Annotated in this window: 16 protein-coding genes and 1 pseudogene; 5 read left to right on the forward strand and 12 right to left on the reverse strand. The window is 38.9% G+C overall.

Annotated features, from left to right (window positions below):
- The first annotated feature begins 78 nt into the window (after window positions 1-78).
- The 3 genes from GFH32_RS14665 to GFH32_RS14675 all read left to right on the forward strand — a co-directional run bounded on the left by GFH32_RS14665 (window position 79) and on the right by GFH32_RS14675 (window position 3,566).
- The gene (locus GFH32_RS14665; RefSeq protein ID WP_153512306.1) at window positions 79-2,424 is read left to right on the forward strand and encodes a TonB-dependent receptor; all 2,346 of its coding nucleotides are present in this window, start codon (window positions 79-81) and stop codon (window positions 2,422-2,424) included.
- A complete protein-coding gene (locus tag GFH32_RS14670; protein WP_153512307.1) occupies window positions 2,424-2,897 on the forward strand; it encodes a thioredoxin family protein in 474 nt (157 codons plus the stop codon). Before GFH32_RS14665 ends, GFH32_RS14670 begins: the two co-directional genes overlap by 1 nt.
- Window positions 2,898-2,972: 75 nt before the next feature.
- Window positions 2,973-3,566, forward strand: coding sequence for an FKBP-type peptidyl-prolyl cis-trans isomerase (locus GFH32_RS14675; protein ID WP_153512308.1), 594 nt, complete (start codon window positions 2,973-2,975; stop codon window positions 3,564-3,566).
- 213 nt (window positions 3,567-3,779) lie between these two features.
- Here the strand turns inward: GFH32_RS14675 and GFH32_RS14680 are convergent.
- Both GFH32_RS14680 and gldB read right to left on the reverse strand, forming a co-directional pair.
- Window positions 3,780-5,300, reverse strand: a pseudogene (locus tag GFH32_RS14680) (IS1182 family transposase); the annotation flags it as partial.
- A 144-nt stretch (window positions 5,301-5,444) separates the two neighbouring features.
- Window positions 5,445-6,476: a gliding motility lipoprotein GldB gene (gene gldB, locus GFH32_RS14685; protein WP_153512309.1), complete on the reverse strand. Its 1,032-nt coding sequence runs from the start codon at window positions 6,474-6,476 to the stop codon at window positions 5,445-5,447.
- Between the two features lie 59 nt (window positions 6,477-6,535).
- On the opposite strand from gldB, the gene GFH32_RS14690 reads away from it, so the two are divergent.
- Window positions 6,536-8,173 (forward strand): NAD+ synthase, encoded by a 1,638-nt coding sequence (locus GFH32_RS14690; RefSeq protein ID WP_153512310.1) that lies wholly within the window; start codon window positions 6,536-6,538, stop codon window positions 8,171-8,173.
- A gap of 58 nt (window positions 8,174-8,231) precedes the next feature.
- The gene (locus GFH32_RS14695) at window positions 8,232-8,792 is read left to right on the forward strand and encodes a DUF4136 domain-containing protein (RefSeq protein ID WP_153512311.1); all 561 of its coding nucleotides are present in this window, start codon (window positions 8,232-8,234) and stop codon (window positions 8,790-8,792) included.
- Window positions 8,793-8,869: 77 nt separating this feature from the next.
- Here the strand turns inward: GFH32_RS14695 and GFH32_RS14700 are convergent, their stop codons facing one another.
- From GFH32_RS14700 to GFH32_RS14745, 10 genes are all read right to left on the reverse strand, one after another.
- On the reverse strand, window positions 8,870-9,910 hold the full coding sequence (locus GFH32_RS14700) for a GntR family transcriptional regulator (RefSeq protein ID WP_153513103.1): 1,041 nt from the start codon (window positions 9,908-9,910) through the stop codon (window positions 8,870-8,872).
- Between the two features lie 333 nt (window positions 9,911-10,243).
- Entirely contained in the window at window positions 10,244-11,197 is a 954-nt protein-coding gene (locus GFH32_RS14705; RefSeq protein ID WP_153512312.1) for a Dyp-type peroxidase, read from the reverse strand.
- A gap of 82 nt (window positions 11,198-11,279) precedes the next feature.
- The gene (locus GFH32_RS14710) at window positions 11,280-12,638 is read right to left on the reverse strand and encodes an alkaline phosphatase family protein (protein WP_153512313.1); all 1,359 of its coding nucleotides are present in this window, start codon (window positions 12,636-12,638) and stop codon (window positions 11,280-11,282) included.
- A 7-nt stretch (window positions 12,639-12,645) separates the two neighbouring features.
- Window positions 12,646-13,860, reverse strand: coding sequence for a metabolite traffic protein EboE (gene eboE / locus GFH32_RS14715; protein WP_153512314.1), 1,215 nt, complete (start codon window positions 13,858-13,860; stop codon window positions 12,646-12,648).
- A complete protein-coding gene (locus GFH32_RS14720; protein ID WP_153512315.1) occupies window positions 13,847-15,028 on the reverse strand; it encodes a 3-dehydroquinate synthase in 1,182 nt (393 codons plus the stop codon). Before GFH32_RS14720 ends, eboE begins: the two co-directional genes overlap by 14 nt.
- Before the next feature lie 14 nt (window positions 15,029-15,042).
- Window positions 15,043-15,912: a UbiA-like protein EboC gene (gene eboC, locus GFH32_RS14725; protein WP_202111248.1), complete on the reverse strand. Its 870-nt coding sequence runs from the start codon at window positions 15,910-15,912 to the stop codon at window positions 15,043-15,045.
- 18 nt (window positions 15,913-15,930) lie between these two features.
- The gene (locus GFH32_RS14730) at window positions 15,931-16,899 is read right to left on the reverse strand and encodes a TatD family hydrolase (RefSeq protein WP_228384150.1); all 969 of its coding nucleotides are present in this window, start codon (window positions 16,897-16,899) and stop codon (window positions 15,931-15,933) included.
- A gap of 20 nt (window positions 16,900-16,919) precedes the next feature.
- Entirely contained in the window at window positions 16,920-17,762 is an 843-nt protein-coding gene (locus GFH32_RS14735) for an EboA domain-containing protein (RefSeq protein WP_153512317.1), read from the reverse strand.
- Window positions 17,763-17,808: 46 nt separating this feature from the next.
- Entirely contained in the window at window positions 17,809-18,609 is an 801-nt protein-coding gene (locus GFH32_RS14740) for a 3-keto-disaccharide hydrolase (protein WP_153512318.1), read from the reverse strand.
- Window positions 18,610-18,633: 24 nt separating this feature from the next.
- On the reverse strand, window positions 18,634-19,794 hold the full coding sequence (locus GFH32_RS14745) for a Gfo/Idh/MocA family protein (protein WP_202111247.1): 1,161 nt from the start codon (window positions 19,792-19,794) through the stop codon (window positions 18,634-18,636).
- Between the last annotated feature and the right edge of the window lie 9 nt (window positions 19,795-19,803).

Genomic DNA, 19,803 nt, shown 5'->3' on the forward strand with positions numbered 1-19,803 from the left:
GTCCTTTATCAGGATACCCGATCGGTTTATTTTTAATAAGTAAGCCCGATTAATGTTGGATTTATAGCTAAATTTCTAATGACATTTTTATACAATAAGTATATCCTATGCCTATTCCTATTTTGGATAGGCCAACAAACTATTTATGCTCAAATAAAAGGGCAAGTGATCAATGATAAGAAGAATCCGATCGCTAACGCAACTGTTCAAATTGAGGGAACTCAAATCGGAACATCAACAGATACCTTAGGTAATTTCGAAATTGACATCAACGGTTTAAAAAAAGTAACCTTAACTGTAAGGGCCGTGGGTTTCCAACCATTGAAGAAACAAATCCTTGCGGATCAATTTGATCAATTTCAAACACTCTCCCTACACGAAGACAATCTAAATCTACACGAAGTCGTTGTCAGTGCATCGCGCTACGGCATGGAGCGAAAAAAAGCGCCAGTTATTGTAAACGTGTTGAGTCCAAAATTATTCAACGCAACGCAATCAGTTGCGATGTCTGAGACCTTAAACTACCAACCAGGTGTCCGTGTGGAAAACAACTGTCAAAACTGTGGTTTTTCACAAGTACGACTAAACGGTATGGAAGGTGCCTATTCACAAATTTTAATTAATAGTCGTTCTGTTTTTTCGGCATTAAACAGTGTCTATGGTCTAGATCAGATTCCTACAAGTATGATTGATCGTATTGAAGTGGTACGCAGTGGTGGTTCAGCATTATTCGGTGCCAATGCAATCGCAGGTACCATCAATATCATTACGAAAGATCCCGTAGAAAATGACTGGCAAATTAAATCGACTAACGCTATCATTGATGGAAAATCATGGGATAATACGATTGACTTTAACACATCCTATATCGATAATGATCTTCGCACTGGAGCGACGTTCTATGGAATGAATAGAAATCGTGAAGCCTATGATGCAAATGGAGACGGCTTTACCGAGATGACAAAGCTTAAGAACCTAACGTTTGGAACCAAAGCATTCTTTAAGCCTACAGAATTCAACAAGATAACCTTAGATTTCAGCGTTTTAAATGAATTCAGACGGGGTGGTGATCGTTTAGATCTTGCTCCCCACTTCACGGATGTTACTGAACAATTGCGGACGAACTCTCTAATCGGAGGGCTAACGTACGACCAATACTCGAAGGATTTTAAACATAAACTCTCGCTATATGCTTCTGCGCAGAAAACCAATCGCGAAAGCTTTTACGGGGGACTTGGCGGCGGAAGAACGGCACAGGACTCTGTACTTGCCTCTAATTCATATGGAACGACGGATGATTTCGCAATGGTAGCGGGTGCTCAGTATACTTACACTTTCCAAAAAGATGTCATTACTGCGGGCGTAGAATACAATGCGAATAAGACCGAGGATCATATCCCAGGATACCAACGCTTGATTGACCAAAAAACTCAAGGACTAGGTACGTATTTTCAATACGAGTGGAATATACTTTCGAACTTGAAATCATTGCTCGGAGCTCGCTACGACTACACTAATGTCGATGGCAAGTACGACTTAGCCGAGTTCCACCGTAGTTCTTCAGAAAACTTTGGAACTTTCAGTCCCCGAATCACGCTCTTATATGATATTACTGACTACCTACAATTCAGAGGTGGTTATGCAAGAGGATTCCGTGCACCACAAGCTTTTAATGAGGATATGCATGTTACTTCGATTGCCGGACAACAAGTTTTCGTATTAATCGGAGAGAACTTAGAAACCGAGTATTCGAATGCTTATACAGGTTCCCTAAATTTCACTAAAAACTTCGGTTCGGTACAAACGAGTTTATTGCTGGAAGGATTCTACACCGATCTTAAAAATCCTTTCACGAATGTAATGACGTCCAATGAAAATGACTTAATCATTGAAGAGATGCGCAATGGCTCTGGCGCAAAGGTATATGGTTCCAATATCGAATTGAACGTGGCTCCTTCTTCAACATTCAGCATACAAGCTGGCGGAACAATTCAACGTTCAACCTACAAAGATGCGCAATTGATATATGAAGGAGACACAGACGCGCAAAACGTAGAATCAAAGCGCTTTGTTCGAACACCAAATATGTATGGCTATTTGAATACCAATTGGAAGCCCCTTGCTCCTTTTAGTGTTGATTTAACGGGTGTCTATACCGGGAGTATGATCGTGCCCCATGTACTGGCGGACCGACAATTTCTTCTGAAAGAATCGCCGCAGTTTGTGGAATTGAACATGCGCTTAGGATATACATTCAATCTGAAGAAAGAATTGAATCTGGAGGTTTTCGGCGGGGTACAAAATATTTTTAATGCCTTCCAAAAAGACTTTGATACAGGTGCACTGCGCGATTCAAAATATATCTACGGACCATCTAGACCGAGAACAATTAGTTTCGGTATCAAAATAGGACATTTTCACTAATGAAACTGTTACACTGCATTATAGCACAACTATTAATTTTTATCTCACTTTCGCAGGCTCAACAACCTGCGAAAGCCGAGATTAATTGGCTAACGTTTGAGCAAATGGACGTACAGTTAAACAACAACCCAAAGCCTGTATTATTGTTCTTCTATACAGATTGGTGTGTCTATTGTAAGAAAATGCTTAAAGAAACATTTCAAGCGACCTCTATCGTTCAAAAATTGAATAAAGATTATTACTGTGTGCTATTCGATGCAGAAACTATTGAAGATGTATATTTTGATGGAATAACCTATACCAATACCAGTAAATCAAAGACAACGGGCAATTATCATAACCTTGCTAAGTTAATCTTAGGTGATAAAAATCAGCAGGTTTTCCCCACTACTTTACTACTAAATTCAGATTTTCAAGTAAAAAATCGCGTCAACAAATACCTAAGTATTAAAGATTTATTAAAAATTTTATAATTTTTTTTGAAGTCTTGTAGCGAAATTCTTAATCCTAACGTTTACTTTAGCATTAAGAATACATTTATACATATTATGAAAAACTTTAAAATTTTACTTATTGCTTTACTCGCGGTTGTTTCTGTAAGTTCTTGTATGAAAGATGACAACACTTATGTTGATGATAGTGCAGCACAAAAAGCGAGAATTGACTCTACTTTGAGAGCTCAAAAAACAATCTTAGCTGAATATGCTCAAGAAAACTTCGAGAACCCTGTTTACAATGACTCATTACAAATGTGGTATGAAGTTATAACACCGGCAACTGATAATTCATTCGAATACGTAATTTCTGGATATTCATTTGTTCCAGTAACAGCTACTGTAAAATACAAAGGTGAACTTCTAAACGGAACAGTATTCGACGAAACTACTACTGCTACAGCAATGACAATAGGAAGAGGAAATTGGATTCAAGCGTTCGAACGTTCTTTTTGGCCTAAAAAAGTAACTATTAACGCAGTAGATTACTACCCTGGTTTAACTCCAGATGGATTGAAAAAAGGTCAAAAAATTAGATTCGTTGCTCCATCTCCATGGTGTTATGATACTGTTGTAAAAGACAAAATCCCTGCAAACTCTCCTTTAGTATTTACTATTGAGGTTATCGATATTAAATCTACTTTGTAAGAATTTATTGAAACAATAATATTTATAATAAAGAAGGTGTCTAAAAAGGCACCTTCTTCTGTTTTATAGCTTTTGCGATTCCATTACTGTTTTCATTTTTGAGTTTTAAGCAGTAAGTCTATATTTTGTGGTTTTAACGCTCCTGACTCCAATTTTTATCGTATATAGTGTTTTATCGCTATAACCATTTCGAAACAAGACATCGTTTGCCCACTTTTTTGCCCATTTTCTGAGGTTATGAGCAATGGCCATCAAACCGAACTCTACAGCGACTTTCTCCAGTCCTTTCATCGTGAACCGGGTAAACTTGTTGTTGCTTTTCATCTGACCGAAAACAGCTTCCACTTCTATGGGTCGCTTGCTTCGATGGTACATTCCCTCTTCTGATAGCAGTCTTTTTCGGGCTTTAGCCTTGAGCTGATCAAGCCTGTGGTTCACTTCAATAATACGATTGCCTTTTGCTTTATGGCACCCACTGCGCATTGGGCAGCCTTCGCATCGCTGAGCCTGATAACAGCTTACCCGGGCAGTATATCCATTGGTACTAACTCTGGTTGCATGACCGATATAGCTGAGCTTCTGTCCGGCCGGACATACATAATAGTCATCTTGCTGGTTGTAATACAGATTCTGTACCGAGAAAGGATCCTGTTTATGCTTGCGCTTCTGTTCCACATGAAAGTAATTGTACTTGACAAAGGCAGTTATGCCCTGTTTTTCCATCAATTCATAGTTCTGTTCACTACCATAACCGGCGTCTGCTACAAGCTGTTCGCTTTGTTTTCCGTAATGGGACTCAAAGCCTTCCAAATGTTCCGGCAGGGTTGTGGTGTCGGCAGTTGTTTGATGGATGCTGTAATGGGTGATGAACTGATCTTCGGTGCTGATTTGGGTATTATAGGCTGGCTTAAGCTGGCCATTCTTCATGTGGTCCTCTTTCATCCGCATAAACACAGCATCGGTATCGGTCTTGCTATAACTATTGCGATCTCCCAGTACTTCCAGTTGCTCTTCATATTTCTCTAGTCGAGGCAAATAGTCCTCTTCAAGTTTCTTAAGCTGCTTATCAGTAGATTTATTGGCTCCTTTGAACTTGGCATTGATCGCTTCGATCTTTTCCTTCAACCGACTGCTATCAATGGCCTTGCTAACTTCTTGATGCCCTAATGAAGATTGGTCTTGGGCGATCTGAGCCTCGATTTCCGAAAGAACCGAAGCAATGTTTGCTTCTAGCTTTACCTTATTCTTCTCGACCGATTTCTTCCAAACGAACGTATAACGACCAGCGACCGACTCGATCTTGGTGCCATCAACATATTGAACTTTCAGGCTAACATACTCCATATCATGCAGCATACGAACGATACTTGCAAACAGCTCTTGTATCTGTCCTTTAAGACGCTTTCCTCTGAAATAATTGATCGTACGATAATCAGGTGTGCTATTGCCCGAAAGCCACATGAAATGGATATTCTCTTGTAAGGCGCGCTCAATTTTTCGGCAAGAATAGATATTGCTTAAATAGGCGTAGAACAGCACCTTAATGAGCATTCTAGGGTGAAAACTAGTGGTGCCTCCGCCTTTATACTGACGGATAATATGATCTAGATCCAACTGATCAACAACCTGACTCACCAACCGAACCGGATGGTTCATTGGAATACGATCTAAAATATTCTCAGGAAATAGACTCGGACTATTGGATGGAAGCGCTTTGAATTGTATGTTTGCCATATTGTTTTTTTGGGTGCACCTTAAGATACAAAATCTTAAGGACAAAAAAACAGAAAAACCCCGCCATTTTTTAATGACGGGGTTCTTTCTTTAAGAGACCTTTTTAGACAGCCCCTTTATTATTTTGAGTACAGTGTCTGTATTTTAATTCCCTTTAAACTTGGAATCCTCCAAAATTTCTTGTGCGTTTTCTGCTTTCAATAAATCTGTCAGCGTTTTCTCAGGATGTTTTTCCATATACTTCCTTACTATCTGCCAACCGATGAAGGTTCCTAACTTTGGTGCAGACTCATTATTCCCACCTAGCTCTGGCGTAAAAGGTGCTTCTGTAAAATATTTCTGCGTCCTTAAATAATCCGTACTATACAATAAATCTTCCTCCAAAAACCATTGCCAAACATCCCTTTGATACTGTTCTGCCCAGGCTAATTGAGCGCTGGTATAGCCTATTTTAAGTGAATCTTGGCAGTCCGTTAATTGATCCATCGCATAAAGTACTTTTCCATGATAGACCATTTGTTGCAGTGTATTTACATCCGCGTCTTTAATTGGATAAAGTTCTTCTCTAATGACCGCTTCGATAACACGGGGAGTAATATTCTCAGGAGTAAAGCGACGTGAAACGTACAAAGGAATAGATCCTATTAATGCCGGATAGAATGGTGAGTTGGTCCCTAAGAACATATCAAGCCCAATACCAATATACTTCTCGCCAATCGGCACTTGCACTTCAAACCCAGAGAAAAAAGAGATTAGTCTCGGAACCTCATAATTTGGAAAGTAATACTTAATATAACTGAAAGCCGCACTCAGCTCGGCTTCTTGTTTTTTCATATCTGGGTATTTTTTCGCTACCGCTGCTGCCAAATCCACAAAGTCTTTTTTCTTAATTACTTCGCTCAAAACTTCGTTAAGATAGATTGAATCTCGAGGATCACTAACCTTTAACATAAACTGCATGTAATCGGAATAAAACGGATTATACTGTTGTTGCCAGCTCTTGTTTTTAGATTGAATATCTTCAGGCTTCAATTCTGCAATTGCACGATCGAATCGTTCAATTTTAATATCGACCGGTACCGAAGAAACATCAGGCTTCCCCTTTTTTGATTGACAGGAAATAAATAAGAAAGACAGAAACAGAAATAAAAATAGCTTGTTAATAGTAGGACTCATCAAAGTATACGCTAGTGATAGACAAAATTAATTAGTAAATTTACAATAAATTCAGGCACATGAAAATTGCTTTATCACAACTCAACTACCACATCGGAAATTTTGAACAAAACAACCATAAAATAATTCAAGCTATCCAAGTAGCGAAAGCATCTGGAGCAGAATTAATTGTCTTTGCAGAGTTGGCAATTGGTGGATATCCCGCCAAAGATTTACTTCGAAATTCATCATTTTTAGATCAGTGTGAACAGAGCGTTCGCGAGATTGCTCAGGCATGCCAGGGAATTGGATGCATTATTGGCGCACCTGTACGAAATAAAGATGCTGAAGGGAAAGCTCTATATAACACCGCACTTCTTTTAGAAAATGGTGAGGTAAAACATACCGTTAAGAAAAGTTTGCTTCCGGACTATGACGTCTTCGATGAATACCGTTACTTCGAGCCCAATAAACACGTGAACTGTATTCAATTTCACGGCAAGACGATTGCCCTAACCATTTGCGAAGACCTATGGGATGATGACGGACCAAACTCCTACGTAGGTGATATCATGCTTGAATTAGCGAAAGAGCAACCAGATTTAATTATAAATATAGCGGCATCTCCATTTTCGTATACGCACTTTGAGAGCAGAAAAAATGTATTGAGCCGTAATGTAATTAAAACCAACGCCCCATTGATTTATGTAAATCAAGTTGGAGCCCATACTGACATTATTTTTGATGGAAGATCCCTTGCATTTAATAAAAAGGCTGAAATTATCGGAGAGTTGGAAGCATTCAAGGAAGACATGGCTTATGTCGAATTGGAAAAGGATTTAACAGCATTCGAAGAAAACAGAGTAGTTAACCATACTGAGATTTCACTAATTCATCAAGCGATCATTTTAGGCTTAAAAGATTATTTTCAGAAATCTGGCTTTAAGAAGGCAGTGCTTGGTCTTTCTGGAGGTCTTGATTCTGCATTGGTTGCAGCCTTGGCCTGCGAAGCATTAGGACCGGAGAATGTATTGAGTGTACTGATGCCATCAATTTATTCGTCTGACCACTCATTGAAAGATGCTTTGGATTTAGTAAAAAACACGGGATGTGAGCATCGAATAATCCCCATAAAAGATATCGCTAATGCATTTGAAGTTGGCTTAGCAGAAAGTTTTGCAGGTAAATCTCCAGATACTACGGAAGAAAATATTCAAGCTAGAACAAGGGGGACTCTTTTAATGGCGATGTCTAATAAATTTGGTAACATCTTGCTAAATACTTCCAACAAGAGTGAAGCTGCTGTTGGATATGGGACATTATATGGGGATATGGCAGGTTCATTAAGCGTTATTGGTGATGTGTATAAAACACAAGCTTATCAATTGGCAAATTATATTAATCGGGATCGCGAAATTATTCCAGTTAATACGATTGTAAAACCTCCTTCCGCCGAACTGAGACCCGATCAAAAAGATTCTGATTCGCTTCCTCCCTATGATACCCTTGATGCGATTTTATTTCAACTTGTCGAGATGGAAAAATCGGCTAGCGAATTGATCCATCTAGGTTTTGATGAGGCACTTGTACAAAGGATTTCGAAGTTGTTAAACAACGCTGAATTCAAGCGTTTTCAAGCACCTCCTATTTTAAGAGTAAGTCCAAAGGCGTTTGGATCGGGAAGAGCGATGCCTTTAGTTGCAAAATATCCTTTTTAAATTATTGAAATTAAACCTTTAACGAAAGACGTCGTCTAATATTAAAATAAATAAAATTATGAAATCGCTTTGGTCAATAATTATCGTCGGGATTGCTTTATTTTTTGCGTCCTGTTCATCCTACAAGTACAATACGACTAGGGTGCAAAATTTAGATTTCTCTCAATATAAAACCTATGGCTGGTTACCTCCAGTAGACTCTCTTTCCAAGAATTATTTCACAAATGATATTTCTAGAAGTAATATTATCTCTTCTGCAAATAAAGAAATTGAAGCTAGAGGTTTGAGTTATTCAAAGGAAAACCCAGATGTTCTCTTCCGTTATGTGACAATCGTAAACAACAAAAGTCGCGTAGTATATAGCCAAAGCTATGGATGGGGCGGCCCATGGGGAATGTATCGCCCTTGGGGATGGGGATGGTATGGAGGCGGTGCTTCTTACCCTGTTGGAAAAGAGAGATTCCGATATGCTCACGTCATCATTGAAGCAATTGATCGTAGATCGAATGCTGTAGTATGGCAAGCTCGTGGATCTGGTGAAATAAAAAGCCCTGAAAAAGCAATCAATAACCTACCTAAAGTTATTCAGGGTATTTTCAAAGAGTATCCAATGAAATAAATAAGGTATTAGAAAGATATAATAAAAAAGGGCTTCCAAATGGAAGCCCTTTTTTTAATTTATAGGAGAGACTCGCATTAAATAGATGGTCTCTGGTTGATGTAGAAAGGAACTTCTACATGATCTTTCGATTTGTTTATGATCAGCTCTGCGGCCATCTTACCCATCATTTCGAAATCCGTAGAAATCGTTGTAATGCCATTAAGAATAAATTTCTTTAACGGCGTCTCGTTATACGAGATGACACCAACGTCTACTCCTATTTTGAGTTTTTTACCTATTATTTTATCCAAGAGTTTGACTAAATCATCCTCAGCAATATTGATATAACAGGTTCCTACGGAAATCCGCTCTTTATCTAAATCACTTACAAGCGAATGGTTAAAAGCATATTGTTGAGCAAACTTATAAAAGCCTTTTATGATCGACTTTGGATAGTCGCTGTTGTCAGGAAAAATCAATTTAATTGTGCTATACTTTGATAAAGCAGGTAGTGCCTCTTCCAATGCGGAGTAAATGTCTTTCTCATAATTCTCATAAACAGCAGCAAAATCCCCCTGTATATCATCGACATATTTCCCCAACAAGACCAGTTTTTCACGTGGAATATATTTATTAATAATCTCCGAAGCTTGATCTCTACCCTCTTTAAAATGAGGAAAAAGAACATAGTAATCATAAGTCTTCGTCAGATTACTCAATAAGGTTCTTAAATAGGTAATATCACTATTGTAAACGAATAAATCCAAGGCAGCTTCATCGGCCAATTCTTTCGCAAATGAGTCGTATACAATCTTCTTATGCGCACTTAGCTTATTCAATAGCAACGCTATTTTATGCCTTTGTTTAACATCTGTTGTAGCAACATAATATCCCTTACCAGGAATAGATGCTATGACATCAGAATTTTTAAGAAATTTATAAGCTTTTTCGACTGTATCCCTTGAAATATCGACATAAACACTAAGTTCATTAATCGACGGTAACATATCATCTTTCTCCAATGTTCCATTCTTAACCGCATCAATTATAGCAGACGCTAGTTGCTGATACTTCGGTGTCGCCGAAAAATCACTTATTTGAATGGTTTTTAGAAAGTCAGTTACCTTACTAGTCATAGGAGCCGCATTATAATTAGTTTGGTGCTCTTTATATTGCATTCTAATATAGATAAAATACTTTACTTCAAAACTATTTTTAAGATTTGACTTTGAAGTCAAATCTTAAAAATACTGTAAGTCATGCAAATTACCGTCCTGTCCCTACATGAACTTAAAATACCTTAAATGCTTTTGCTAGATGAAATCCGATTGCATCGTGCGATATCGGGTAGATACGATGGGTTATTTTGAGCTGTGAATAATACGCATCGACTGAAGAGGAAATTCCTTTAATTGCGATAAGAGAAGAATGTAAGTGCTTATACCAATATAATTGCTGGAATCTACCAGCTAACCCGCTAGCTCACTCAACATGGTTAAAGAGGGAGCAAAAAACAAACTTCCTGTTTTCGCAGTACTAAAATCTAGTATTCGATCGTAATTACCCTCCGGGTTGCCAACAAACATATTTGTCAACATCTTTTCAACTGTACTAAACGTACTGGCGTAACAGATGAAATAAGTTCCCATCTCATTATCACTAACGCTTCCGAAAGGCATATTATCGCGAACGACTTTGAAGTTATCTCCAACATTTGCTAATGCGCTATGCGAATTGGATGGCTTTTCATTGTCACTCATCTCGATATCCATTGCTTTTGAGCGACCAATAACTTTCTCCTGGGCTTCAATTGAAAGGTTATTCCAAGCGCGAAGATCATGGATGTATTTTTGAACAAATAGATAGCTACCACCAGCGTACCTTGGATCGGCATCTGAAACAACTGCGAAATAATCGCGCTCAGGTCCATGTGGGTTTTCTGTACCATCCACGAAACCTAAAATTGAACGACTATCCCAGTATCGAAATCCTTGAACTTCAACAATACAATTACCAATCTCGTTCATCACTAAGCTAATTTCATTTGCCATATCATAAGCCAAACTCCGTTCATCAGCACGTATATGAAAATGTAGATCCGCCGCGGTTGCAACTGCCGTATGTTTGTCTCCTCGAATAGTTTGAAAATTTTTCAGCTCCTTTGGAAGTGGCGAAGGAAGATTTAATTTTCTCCAAGCATCATGACCGATACCCATAACGACGCTAGCTTTTGCGTTGGGGAAACGATTCAGCACAGAATGATTAAGATTAATCACTAGTGCACAAACGCGTTGAAATATAGTCTTTAAGATGGTTGGGGATATTTGAGAGTTGAGCTCCCAAACAAGGAAAAAGGTGTTATTATTCGGATAATCTGTAACGTTCTGCGCCTGATTTGCAACATTGGAATTATTGACAACCATTTTAATTAGATATATAAGTGATGCTTATTCTTCAAAACGAACAATACGCATCACTTGTTTTATCAATCTAACATTTTTTGATTTAACCCATCGGGCCAAATATTTTATTGAGTATTATATCCTTGATGGCAGTTGGCTCCAATGAGCTTTCAAACTTATCTTTACTAATCCAGATAGGGAAATATTGCTGTTCAACGTCGATAATCCCATGAGAGCCTTTCACTAAGTTCGCATCTAAGGGGGTAATATCGAGTGTAGCACGAAATCCTATCTTTTTTAATAGAAGCTTAAAAATTGCTCTCGACTTTGAAGTCATAAACATCTCTACTGGATCGTAGCCCGGTTTTTTATGAATATCAACCATACGCGCATAATCTGGTGCAACGTTGTCATCTTCCCAGAAATAATAGGTAAACCAAGCATTTCTTTTCGCTAAAACTAACAAGTCGCCAGAACGTTCATGATCCATTCCATAAGCCTTTTGTTCTTCTTTATCCAACACCTTATCCACACCGTCTAATTGGCTTAGTGACTTCTTTACTCGCTCCTGAATGCTTCTATTCTTACAGTATACGTGTGCAATTTGATGATCGGAAACCGCAAATGCATCAGACGCAGCGGCATCCAACAATTCCAATCCACGTTCAATACGAATCTCTAAAAAGCCCTCCTTTCGAAGAGCACGATTAATATGAATTGGTTGATCCACTGCCGCAATTCCATATTCAGAAAGTATAACAACCTCTATCCCTCTTCCTTCAAAAAAAGTAACCAGCTCTTTTACCAAGGTATCAATCTCCAACAGTTCAGACTTAATCAATTCTAAATTAGGCCCATGCTTTTGCAAGCAATAATCTAAATGTGGTAAATAGATTAAATTCAATGTTGGTTGGTGCTTCTCTTCGACATACATGGCTGCATCTGCAATCCAACGAGAAGAAGTAATATTCGCATTTGGTCCCCAAAAATTGAATAATGGGAATTTCCCAAACTTCTCTGTAAGTTCATCGCGCAGCGAAGCTGGATATGCATAGCAGTCTGGCATCTTTCGGCCGTCAGCAAGATAGTTAGGGCGCGGTGTAACGGAATAATCCGCATCGTTGTACATATTGTACCACCAAAACATTTGAGCACACGTAAAGGCTGGATTTCGCTTCTTCGCAGTCACCCATATATTCTCCGACTGAACTAATTTATTGGACTGTTTCCAAAACTGGATTTCAGAAGCGGCATGATCATACCAACCATTCGCGACAATACCATGTTCATTTGGATTTTTCCCGGTTAAATATGTCGTTTGCGCAGCGGTAGTAAGCGCAGGCATCGCAGGCTTTATATCGCCTAAATGATGACGTTTAATATATTCATTTAGAAATGGGGTATATTCCCCTAAGACAGACTGCGACAATCCAACAACGTCTATTACGGCAACTCTATTCATATTATCTTTAGTCTTTTAACTCGTTTAACAGCCATTGCAGCTCACGCGAAATGGAGTCTTCAATAGGCATTTGTAGTGATTTAGGAAGAACAGCCCAAGTATAGGTCTCTACTTCGACATGTCTTGTGCGCTCGCGCTGCTTTTGTAAAGCCAAGACTTCTAAAATATCTTGCTGAGTAGATGAAATTACTCCGTACTGTTCTAAAAAGATGGGTACATGGAAATGACTACGCCATTCCACATGTGTTAGATCCTCGATATCAGGTAAAGCATCCATTAAATCAAGATACTTAACCAATTCATTTGACTTGTTTCTTGCGATAACCTGATGAAGATAAATAGGCTCATCAAATTCCTCTAAAATCTTCTTCTTTTCTTGTCTATCTGCAAGATTATCCGTCAGATTCACTTTCAATGCAGAACTAACTTGAAACTTCCCTATCTGAATACCTAATTGCTCAAGGCGATCAACGGCTTCTGAATGATTTTCGTAAGCCAACGCAAAGTGGCAAACATCATAGCAAATAGTAACGTAACGTTTGACGAGCAGCTTCGATTGCTCTTCATCCAAACCTCGTGTTTTTTGGAAAAAGGAAACTGCTAAAGGAAGGAGCTCTTGCTCATACCATTCAATAAACTCATCTACATTTTCCAATACACCATCGGGCTCTGGTTCAATATCAAGATGCATATATTTGCCCGTCTGAACTTCTTTATCGTAAAGGTAAGCCGCAACTTCAAGAATTTGTTGTGTTGACTCACTACGCATCGTAGTCCATTCTTCCGCAGATTCATCAAACCAAAACCTATAGCTCAGCGGTGAAGTTGATATACCCGCCTCTGCTTTATCTGGTATAAGTTCTGCTAAAATATCAAAAAGGCGAATGGTATAGTCTTTACGCTTTCTACTCGTCCAATCCGGAAAGTGAACCATGTCCTTAACTCTTTTCTCATGAAAATCACCAAAAGGAAATCCATTCAATGTAAAGACATAAACATCATGCTCCTTAAGCCATTGCTGAAACGCCAACAACACATCTGGTTTCGATAACTGCTCACTTGCTTCGGCAGAAATGCGCAGCCCTAAACCAAAAGAAGCATCCGGAGAAACCGCACTCTTTATCTTCGGGACATATTGCGCTAACTGATTGAAATGATCTATCCAATCCTGTCCAGGATGTATATTTGTACAGTATGAGATATGCGTATTAGCTAACTTCATCTAATCGGTTATATTCTTTTTCGAAATCACGTAAAATATCAATCGCTTGTAAAACATAGTCGCCATCAATGTGATGATAATCTCTACCTTTCCCAAGTTTCTCTAACAACACAACAGTCAATCTTCCACCTAGATGTTCTTGGAACTCTGTAAGCCCTTTGAGCAATTGCTGCTTTCCTTCGACTTCAGAGAGTATCGGGTGGTAAACTGGTAATCCCAATTGATGAATTAAATTGACAACTGAAAGTGCTTCTGATTCTGTTAGATTACCGATGAGATAAGAATATATGACGTCAATCGCTAAACCAATAGCCACTGCTTCTCCGTGTAAAACTTCAAAATTACTCAGCTGCTCTAATTTATGCGCGCTCCAATGACCAAAGTCTAAAGGGCGAGAAGATCCCAATTCAAATGGATCACCATTACGTATATGCTCTAAATGTAAGTCAGCGCAACGATAAATCAACTCCTTCATTGATTGAGAATCTCTGCGAGGTAAGTCTTCTACTTGCGCTTGAATCCAATTGTAAAAATCTAAATCTTTGATCAAGGCTACTTTTATCGCTTCAGAAATACCTGCCAACCACGAGCGTTTATCCAAGGTAGCTAGAAAGGAATAATCATTGAAAACCGCAACGGGAGGCGTAAAAGTCCCTAAGAAATTTTTCTTTCCCTTATAATTCACACTATTCTTCACACCAACACCAGAGTCATTCTGAGAAAGCACTGTTGTTGGTATTCTAACATGACGAATTCCTCTGTGAGAAATTGCAGCTGCATAACCTACTAAATCTAGGATTGCGCCCCCTCCTATTGCGAAAACATAGGAGTGTCGATCTACAGCATATTCATCAATCGCTTGAACAATTGATTCAAGTGCTTGCGGATCATTTTTACAAACCTCTCCGCCAGTTATTACCAAGGGAGGCCCAGCTAAAACGACATCATTAAGATCTTTAAAATAGTCCTGCAGCTCCTGATTCAAATTCGGATGATGCTTCCAAACCGAACTGTCAACAACAACGAGCACTTTTTGTTTGAAATCTGGATTTCTCCTTTGTTGAAAGAAATCGCTAAGTAATTTATTATGTGGGGCAAAAATACCCTCTGTAAAATAGATATTGTAAGAATAATCTATGTTAAAGCCTTGTTTTAACACACGTTCCATACGTATAATAATAATTAAGTGACAACAAATTTCTTTGCTAAAACAATAGACAGCGGTAAAATACAACAAACGGCAAGTGCAAGCACCCAGAAACCACTGAGGGCAATCCAACTCGCATTCATCAGAATTAATGCTAAAACCCCGAACTTAACTGCTTTACGAATATCCATGGGTTCTAAAGTTTTCAACGCCTTGAATAACGGTTGACTAATCATAAGCACGAATCCGCCAATGAAAATAAATGCATAAAGATGGCCACTTTGCCACGCAAAATAGCTTAAGATTAAAATAACCAAAAGGTAAAGCCCTAAAGATACCTGTAATGCAGTTTTATTATTTCCATACACCTCTCCACGGGAAATATTTGTTACGGAAGCAATATAGATTACCGGCACAAGTGCGATGTACCAATGTGTTAACGAAGCTGGAATAACAGCAAAACCCAACAACAGATTTAAGCCTCGACACATACCCATTGCTATGGGACCCAGAATAAAATGATGTTTTGCTATCCCATTATACAAAATACACATCACGACAATAGCCAATGCTACGTATAAACAGGTCATGTTGACCTGCATCGCTAACCAGCATGCAATTACAAAGGATACGATTCCGAAAATAGAAGCTGACGATATCGCAATCCTTCCCGACGGTATCGGGCGCTCAGGGCGTTCAATTCGATCTAATTTGGCATCAAAGACATCGTTAAACACAATACCTCCTGTATAAAGCAACATACTAGATACGACGATATTAACGATATCCATCCAAGACGGTAAACCTTGGATCATAAACAAACAGGCAATAGCTAAACCTGCCAGCACATCGCTGATCGCTGTCAACACATTTGAAGGTCTAATCAATTGCATCCATGCCTTCATATCTTCTCCCCTCTGTCTTTATGAAATAATAATAGATCCCTTGTTTAGACGGGGTTGTTGTCCTCCACGTAATATCGTGTTACCTTCAAATTTTGCTGTAGGATCAGCATTCAACGTCTCGTTTAAAGACTCTAAGTCTAAATGATTCGCAACTTTGAATGCATCAATTGCATTGCTATAGGTAACTTTTTCCACACTCGCTCGATCAACACCTTTTTGAAGCATTAGCGCCGCAGTTTTTGGAACTGCTAGCGGATCACTAATTCCCCAATCAGCCGCGGAATTAACCATGATATTTTCAGCGCCATAGGTTTTAACGATATCTACCATACGCTCATTACCCATCTTCGTAAATGGATAAATGGTAAAACCTGCCCAGAATCCTCGATCTAACACATCCTTTACTGTCTCTTCAGAGTTATGATCGATAATTACCATTTGAGGATCCAATCCATGCTCTAAAGCAATTTCCATACTACGTAAGGTACCACGCGTTTTATCACGATGTGGGGTATGAACCTGCACTGGAACATTCGCTTCTTTCGCTAATTCCAATTGTGCTCTATAATATTTCTCTTCTGCCGGAGTTTGATCATCAAATCCGATCTCTCCAATGCCCAAAACACCTTCTTTATAAATAAAATGAGGCAGTAACTCCATCACTTGCTCGGCTAAAGGTTCATTATTTGCCTCACGAGAATTTAAACCGATCGTACAAAAATGTCGGATACCAAATTGAGATGCTCTAAATCGCTCCCATCCAATCAAACTACTGTAATAATCTTTAAATGTATCCAGTCCCGTTCGCGGTTGTCCAACCCAAAAGGCAGGCTCTATAACCAATAAAACACCGGCGTCAAACAGTGCTTGATAATCATCGGTCGTTCGGGAAACCATATGGATATGTGGATCAACAAATTTCATCCCTTTAATCACATCCAATTCCAACGGTATAGGCTTACCCATACTGGATAAGTCTCTATTCATTTCAGTACACATAGGCTTTATTATTTATATGCTTCCAATACTTGTTCTATTGGAGAAATTTGTTCCAATTCTTGAGCATGCGCGATCTTAAATGATTCACTCAAATGCGCATGATTAGCCGCTAAAGCCTGAAGAAGGAGTGCTTTCTTCGCTTCATCGTTCTCTAAATTATAGGCCTCAGCCAATATATCTAAAGCTCGGGACGGTAAATAGTCTTTTGCTAAAATCCATAACATGGGATGGATTTCGCGTTTTGCAGAGTGTCGCTCATAGATATAGTCGACAATAGAGTCTGCCAATGGCTTATTGTTTTTATCAAACAAGCCGTAAATATTTAATATCTTTTTACTGGTAAAGAACGCTTTTAGAACCAATTGATTCCACGATTCTTCATCCAAATATAAAAATGGGAACTTATTATGTTCAATCACTGCTTCTTGAACAGTCCCAATATTATTACGTATACCTTCTTTACAACGCTCAATCCATTGCTCTGGATAGTCCAATATGGGCAATGCGGCATACAGCGCTTCGAGTTCATGCATATCGGCGAACTCAAATAACCGATTGATAAATTGTTGATAGGCTTCCTTATCGTCTGCTATTTGACCGAGCAACCAAACTCTAGCCAACTTTAAGACTGTCCAGTTGACTATCAACAAATTATCGGTATCTTCTGGAGAAATGCTAATTAAGGATTCACGAGTTTCGAAAGTTAAACGTCTATTCAGCGTGGAAAATATACGAACAAAGTGCTTCTTATAATCTTCTTGAATTTGTTTACTGCTCAGTGCTAAATATGCTTTCTCATCTTCGGAAAGCAATTGAAATAGTCTTTCACTTACTTTATCGTTCGTTTTCATCGTTTAGGTTTATCCAATAATAGCAATTCTACTCCTTAAATCCAAACTACTTTTGGAATTTGATTTGCATATCTTTGTATTCAATTTTCATTGGAGGACCAACGTGAACTTGGACACCAATAAGGCCCTTGTCACTCTTGTTTTTCGAATCATTGTCGATCACTTCGCTCATCAATTTCCCGTTCACGTAGTGTGACAGTTTATTTCCCTCAGCTACAATTTCGATTTCATTCCAATCTTCCGACTTGATTGCATTTTTTAAGTTGTCAGCGTTATCTAACGTGTCCAGTACATTTCTATTAGTCCAAGCATTTCCTTTCGCTTCCGCAACAACGCCTTCTTTAATCTCGCCTATCTCAGCACGTTCGCCACGATATGCTAGCGTAGTACGCTTACGTTCTTCGTAATTTTGACCCGTATAGTTTTTCTTCCCGTCAATATCTGCTTGATAGCCTTTTAAAGCGTAAGGAAGTTCCGTAAACCGTTCACTGCGATAATTTATACCACTATTTCCTTTTTCTGAAATCTTGAATTTCGCACGTAACACGAAATCCCCAGGCTCTCCACCTTTCCAAATTAGGAAGGTATTATTTTTCAATTCAGCACCAGGCTTAATTTCACCAGTAAGAACACCATCTTTTACAGTCCAAATTGTTGAGTCTCCCTCCCATCCATTTAGCGAATTTTGATCTAACATGGATACGAAAGATTGCTCTCCGACACTTTGAGTCGTACTATCTTGTCCGCCTTCCGCTTTTTTATCGCTTGTATTTCCATTACAAGCTTGAGTAAGCAGCAGTGCGCTTAGGCACATGCTGCTATAGGCTAGGTTTTTTAATTTCTTCATTATGATTTAGAATAGATTGATCTATTACTTATTGTTCCACTCCACGTCGGTATCCTCCCAGCGTCTGTTTTTCGCAGAAGAAATAACCGCCTCACATACTTTCTGCGTCTCGTAAGCGTCGCGAAATGTTGGGTGACATTCTTCAGCTTTTTCAACACTCTCTAGAAAATCAGCAACCTGATGAATAAAGGAATGCTCATATCCTACAGAAAGTCCTGGAACCCACCATTTATTCATATATGGTTGATCTCCGTCAGTTACATGAATAGAGCGCCATCCGCGTACCGTTGATTCATCTGAATTATCAAAATATTCAAGACGATTCAAATCGTGTAAATCCCAACGTAAAGAACCCTTTTCACCGTTGATCTCAAAAGTGAATAATGCTTTGTGCCCTCTAGCGTATCTCGTAGATTCAAATAATCCTAAAGAACCATTATCGAAATGACAGTGGAAAATACAAGCGTCATCAATCTTCACATCTTCCATTTTTCCGGTTTCCTCGTGCATGCGTTGCTTTACAAAGATTTCAGTTACTGAAGAAACATCTTTAATACCTCCGTTTAACCACATCGCTAAGTCAATACAGTGTGCTAACAAATCACCAGTTACGCCTGATCCAGCAGCTTCAGCATCCATACGCCAAAACGCACGCCCACCTTGCGGCAAGTTTTCATTGATCGTCCAGTCCTGTAAGAAATTAGTTCTATAGTGAAAGATCTTACCTAATTTCCCAGAATCAACAATCTGCTTAGCCAAAGTAACTGCCGGCAATCGACGGTAGTTATACCAAACTGTGTTTTTAACACCTGCAGATTCAACTGCTTCTACCATTTGCTTGCCCTCTTCTAAGGTTCTAGAAAGTGGCTTTTCACAAAGCACCATTTTACCAGCTTGTGCTGCGGCAATGGCGATTTCAAAGTGCATATTGTTAGGCGTACAAATATCAACAGCATCAATATCATCACGCTCAATTAACTTTCGCCAATCCGTTTCATACGACTCATAGCCCCACTGTTCTGCAAATGCTTTTACCTTTTCTTCACTACGTGAACAAACCGCTTTCAAAACTGGTGTATAGCCCAAGTCTGGAAAGAAATTAGGCACTCTTTTATATCCGTTGGAGTGGGTTCTTCCCATGAATCCACATCCGATTAATCCTATTCTTAATTCTTGCTTACTCATAATGATCTT

It is taken from the genome of Sphingobacteruim zhuxiongii, from assembly GCF_009557615.1.
Lineage (GTDB): Bacteria > Bacteroidota > Bacteroidia > Sphingobacteriales > Sphingobacteriaceae > Sphingobacterium > Sphingobacterium zhuxiongii.